Raw genomic sequence first — 5,513 nt, forward strand, 5'->3', positions numbered from 1 at the left:
AGGCGTATAGTTCGGTTCTTCGCTGCTGACGCGGTGAAGAAAACGAAGCAGACAGTATAACACAGTTAGTTAGAATTTTCGATAATTTTAGTTGACATTTGCTAAATGTACTGTATAATTCGATTCGCTCTTTAAAAAACAGATTACCGATAAGTGTGAGTGCATTAGGCCTCACACTGTTTGAAAGACAGACAAGATGATGTTTTAGACATTGTCCTGTCGGTTTCTTTGAAGCAGACCAGAAGTTATAAGTTAGAGATTGAACATAAGAGTTTGATCCTGGCTCAGATTGAACGCTGGCGGCATGCTTTACACATGCAAGTCGGACGGCAGCACAGAGAAGCTTGCTTCTTGGGTGGCGAGTGGCGAACGGGTGAGTAATATATCGGAACGTACCGAGTAATGGGGGATAACTAATCGAAAGATTAGCTAATACCGCATATTCTCTGAGGAGGAAAGCAGGGGACCTTCGGGCCTTGCGTTATTCGAGCGGCCGATATCTGATTAGCTAGTTGGTGGGGTAAAGGCCTACCAAGGCGACGATCAGTAGCGGGTCTGAGAGGATGATCCGCCACACTGGGACTGAGACACGGCCCAGACTCCTACGGGAGGCAGCAGTGGGGAATTTTGGACAATGGGCGCAAGCCTGATCCAGCCATGCCGCGTGTCTGAAGAAGGCCTTCGGGTTGTAAAGGACTTTTGTCAGGGAAGAAAAGGCTGTTGCTAATACCGACAGCTGATGACGGTACCTGAAGAATAAGCACCGGCTAACTACGTGCCAGCAGCCGCGGTAATACGTAGGGTGCGAGCGTTAATCGGAATTACTGGGCGTAAAGCGAGCGCAGACGGTTACTTAAGCAGGATGTGAAATCCCCGGGCTCAACCTGGGAACTGCGTTCTGAACTGGGTGACTAGAGTGTGTCAGAGGGAGGTAGAATTCCACGTGTAGCAGTGAAATGCGTAGAGATGTGGAGGAATACCGATGGCGAAGGCAGCCTCCTGGGATAACACTGACGTTCATGCTCGAAAGCGTGGGTAGCAAACAGGATTAGATACCCTGGTAGTCCACGCCCTAAACGATGTCAATTAGCTGTTGGGCAACTTGATTGCTTAGTAGCGTAGCTAACGCGTGAAATTGACCGCCTGGGGAGTACGGTCGCAAGATTAAAACTCAAAGGAATTGACGGGGACCCGCACAAGCGGTGGATGATGTGGATTAATTCGATGCAACGCGAAGAACCTTACCTGGTCTTGACATGTACGGAATCCTCCAGAGACGGAGGAGTGCCTTCGGGAACCGTAACACAGGTGCTGCATGGCTGTCGTCAGCTCGTGTCGTGAGATGTTGGGTTAAGTCCCGCAACGAGCGCAACCCTTGTCATTAGTTGCCATCATTAAGTTGGGCACTCTAATGAGACTGCCGGTGACAAGCCGGAGGAAGGTGGGGATGACGTCAAGTCCTCATGGCCCTTATGACCAGGGCTTCACACGTCATACAATGGTCGGTACAGAGGGTAGCCAAGCCGCGAGGCGGAGCCAATCTCACAAAACCGATCGTAGTCCGGATTGCACTCTGCAACTCGAGTGCATGAAGTCGGAATCGCTAGTAATCGCAGGTCAGCATACTGCGGTGAATACGTTCCCGGGTCTTGTACACACCGCCCGTCACACCATGGGAGTGGGGGATACCAGAAGTAGGTAGGGTAACCGCAAGGAGCCCGCTTACCACGGTATGCTTCATGACTGGGGTGAAGTCGTAACAAGGTAGCCGTAGGGGAACCTGCGGCTGGATCACCTCCTTTCTAGAGAAAGAAGAGGTCTGATGCATTCACACTTATCGGTAAACTGTAAAAGATGCGGAAGAGAAAAGCTTGAGTGAAGACAAGATTCGCTTAAGAAGAGAATCCGGGTTTGTAGCTCAGCTGGTTAGAGCACACGCTTGATAAGCGTGGGGTCGGAGGTTCAAGTCCTCCCAGACCCACCAAGAACGGGGGCATAGCTCAGTTGGTAGAGCACCTGCTTTGCAAGCAGGGGGTCATCGGTTCGATCCCGTTTGCCTCCACCAAGTACTTTACAAATCAAAGGAAGCCTGCTATACTTAGCAGCTTATTTTGATTTGCGAAGTGAAATATTGACGCATCGATCTTTAACAAATTGGAAAGCCGAAATCAACAAACAAAGACAATGCGTTTGTTTTGATTTTTTATTCTTTGCAAAGGATAAAAAATCTCTCGCAAGAGAAAAGAAAACAAACACAGTATTTGGGTGATGATTGTATCGACTTAATCCTGAAACACAAAAGGCAGGATTAAGACACAACAAGCAGTAAGCTTTATCAAAGTAGGAATTTCAAGTTTGCTTCCCTAGTCAACGGGTAGGCAAACGAAGTCAAAGAGGTTCTTGAAATGATAGAGTCAAGTGAATAAGTGCATCAGGTGGATGCCTTGGCGATGATAGGCGACGAAGGACGTGTAAGCCTGCGAAAAGCGCGGGGGAGCTGGCAATAAAGCTATGATCCCGCGGTGTCCGAATGGGGAAACCCACCTCTTAGGAGGTATCCTTATCTGAATACATAGGATAAGCGAAGCGAACCCGGAGAACTGAACCATCTAAGTACCCGGAGGAAAAGAAATCAACCGAGATTCCGCAAGTAGTGGCGAGCGAACGCGGAGGAGCCTGTACGTGATAACTGTCGAGATAGAAGAACAAGCTGGGAAGCTTGACCATAGTGGGTGATAGTCCCGTATTCGAAATCTCAACAGTGGTACTAAGCGTACGAAAAGTAGGGCGGGACACGTGAAATCCTGTCTGAATATGGGGGGACCATCCTCCAAGGCTAAATACTCATCATCGACCGATAGTGAACCAGTACCGTGAGGGAAAGGCGAAAAGAACCCCGGGAGGGGAGTGAAATAGAACCTGAAACCTGATGCATACAAACAGTGGGAGCACCCTTGTGGTGTGACTGCGTACCTTTTGTATAATGGGTCAACGACTTACATTCAGTAGCGAGCTTAACCGAATAGGGGAGGCGTAGGGAAACCGAGTCTTAATAGGGCGAACAGTTGCTGGGTGTAGACCCGAAACCGAGTGATCTATCCATGGCCAGGTTGAAGGTGCCGTAACAGGTACTGGAGGACCGAACCCACGCATGTTGCAAAATGCGGGGATGAGCTGTGGATAGGGGTGAAAGGCTAAACAAACTCGGAGATAGCTGGTTCTCCCCGAAAACTATTTAGGTAGTGCCTCGAGCAAGACACTGATGGGGGTAAAGCACTGTTATGGCTAGGGGGTTATTGCAACTTACCAACCCATGGCAAACTAAGAATACCATCAAGTGGTTCCTCGGGAGACAGACAGCGGGTGCTAACGTCCGTTGTCAAGAGGGAAACAACCCAGACCGCCAGCTAAGGTCCCAAATGATAGATTAAGTGGTAAACGAAGTGGGAAGGCCCAGACAGCCAGGATGTTGGCTTAGAAGCAGCCATCATTTAAAGAAAGCGTAATAGCTCACTGGTCGAGTCGTCCTGCGCGGAAGATGTAACGGGGCTCAAATCTATAACCGAAGCTGCGGATGCCAGTTTACTGGCATGGTAGGGGAGCGTTCTGTAGGCCAATGAAGGTGCATTGTAAAGTGTGCTGGAGGTATCAGAAGTGCGAATGTTGACATGAGTAGCGATAAAGCGGGTGAAAAGCCCGCTCGCCGAAAGCCCAAGGTTTCCTACGCAACGTTCATCGGCGTAGGGTGAGTCGGCCCCTAAGGCGAGGCAGAAATGCGTAGTCGATGGGAAACAGGTTAATATTCCTGTACTTGATTCAAATGCGATGTGGGGACGGAGAAGGTTAGGTTAGCAAGCTGTTGGAATAGCTTGTTTAAGCCGGTAGGTGGAAGACTTAGGCAAATCCGGGTCTTCTTAACACCGAGAAGTGACGACGAGTGTCTACGGACATGAAGTAACCGATACCACGCTTCCAGGAAAAGCCACTAAGCTTCAGTTTGAATCGAACCGTACCGCAAACCGACACAGGTGGGCAGGATGAGAATTCTAAGGCGCTTGAGAGAACTCGGGAGAAGGAACTCGGCAAATTGATACCGTAACTTCGGGAGAAGGTATGCCCTCTAAGGTTAAGGACTTGCTCCGTAAGCCCTGGAGGGTCGCAGAGAATAGGTGGCTGCGACTGTTTATTAAAAACACAGCACTCTGCTAACACGAAAGTGGACGTATAGGGTGTGACGCCTGCCCGGTGCTGGAAGGTTAATTGAAGATGTGCAAGCATCGGATCGAAGCCCCAGTAAACGGCGGCCGTAACTATAACGGTCCTAAGGTAGCGAAATTCCTTGTCGGGTAAGTTCCGACCCGCACGAATGGCGTAACGATGGCCACACTGTCTCCTCCCGAGACTCAGCGAAGTTGAAGTGGTTGTGAAGATGCAATCTACCCGCTGCTAGACGGAAAGACCCCGTGAACCTTTACTGTAGCTTTGCATTGGACTTTGAAGTCACTTGTGTAGGATAGGTGGGAGGCTTTGAAGCAGAGACGCCAGTCTCTGTGGAGCCGTCCTTGAAATACCACCCTGGTGTCTTTGAGGTTCTAACCCAGACCCGTAATCCGGGTCGGGGACCGTGCATGGTAGGCAGTTTGACTGGGGCGGTCTCCTCCCAAAGAGTAACGGAGGAGTTCGAAGGTTACCTAGGTCCGGTCGGAAATCGGACTGATAGTGCAATGGCAAAAGGTAGCTTAACTGCGAGACCGACAAGTCGAGCAGGTGCGAAAGCAGGACATAGTGATCCGGTGGTTCTGTATGGAAGGGCCATCGCTCAACGGATAAAAGGTACTCCGGGGATAACAGGCTGATTCCGCCCAAGAGTTCATATCGACGGCGGAGTTTGGCACCTCGATGTCGGCTCATCACATCCTGGGGCTGTAGTCGGTCCCAAGGGTATGGCTGTTCGCCATTTAAAGTGGTACGTGAGCTGGGTTTAAAACGTCGTGAGACAGTTTGGTCCCTATCTGCAGTGGGCGTTGGAAGTTTGACGGGGGCTGCTCCTAGTACGAGAGGACCGGAGTGGACGAACCTCTGGTGTACCGGTTGTAACGCCAGTTGCATAGCCGGGTAGCTAAGTTCGGAAGAGATAAGCGCTGAAAGCATCTAAGCGCGAAACTCGCCTGAAGATGAGACTTCCCTTGTGGTTTAACCACACTAAAGAGTCGTTCGAGACCAGGACGTTGATAGGTGGGGTGTGGAAGCGCGGTAACGCGTGAAGCTAACCCATACTAATTGCTCGTGAGGCTTGACTCTATCATTTGAAGAACTTCAAGAGATAAAAGCTTACTGACTGATTCAGTCATCACCAAATATATTGATTAAGGCTTTACCGATTTGTAACAGTTTAAGTTTGGCGGCCATAGCGAGTTGGTCCCACGCCTTCCCATCCCGAACAGGACCGTGAAACGACTCAGCGCCGATGATAGTGTGGTTCTTCCATGTGAAAGTAGGTCACCGCCAAACAC

At 50.1% G+C, this 5,513-nt stretch carries 2 tRNA genes and 3 rRNA genes; all 5 read left to right on the top strand.

Going from position 1 to position 5,513, the window contains the following annotated elements:
• Positions 1 to 261: 261 nt before the first annotated feature.
• The 5 genes from ACTHUM_RS10440 (at position 262) to rrf (ending at position 5,511) form a co-directional block, all read left to right on the top strand.
• Positions 262 to 1,802, top strand: a 16S ribosomal RNA gene (locus ACTHUM_RS10440).
• 105 nt (positions 1,803 to 1,907) lie between these two features.
• Positions 1,908 to 1,984 (top strand) — tRNA-Ile (locus ACTHUM_RS10445).
• A 5-nt stretch (positions 1,985 to 1,989) separates the two neighbouring features.
• A tRNA-Ala gene (locus ACTHUM_RS10450) sits at positions 1,990 to 2,065 on the top strand.
• 347 nt (positions 2,066 to 2,412) lie between these two features.
• Positions 2,413 to 5,301: ribosomal RNA gene (locus ACTHUM_RS10455) — 23S ribosomal RNA — on the top strand.
• Between the two features lie 96 nt (positions 5,302 to 5,397).
• A 5S ribosomal RNA gene (rrf, locus tag ACTHUM_RS10460) occupies positions 5,398 to 5,511 on the top strand.
• The 16S, 23S and 5S rRNA genes sit together here with 2 tRNA genes alongside, the layout of an rRNA operon.
• Positions 5,512 to 5,513 lie beyond the last annotated feature (2 nt).

It is taken from the genome of Neisseria sp. P0021.S006, from assembly GCF_051956895.1.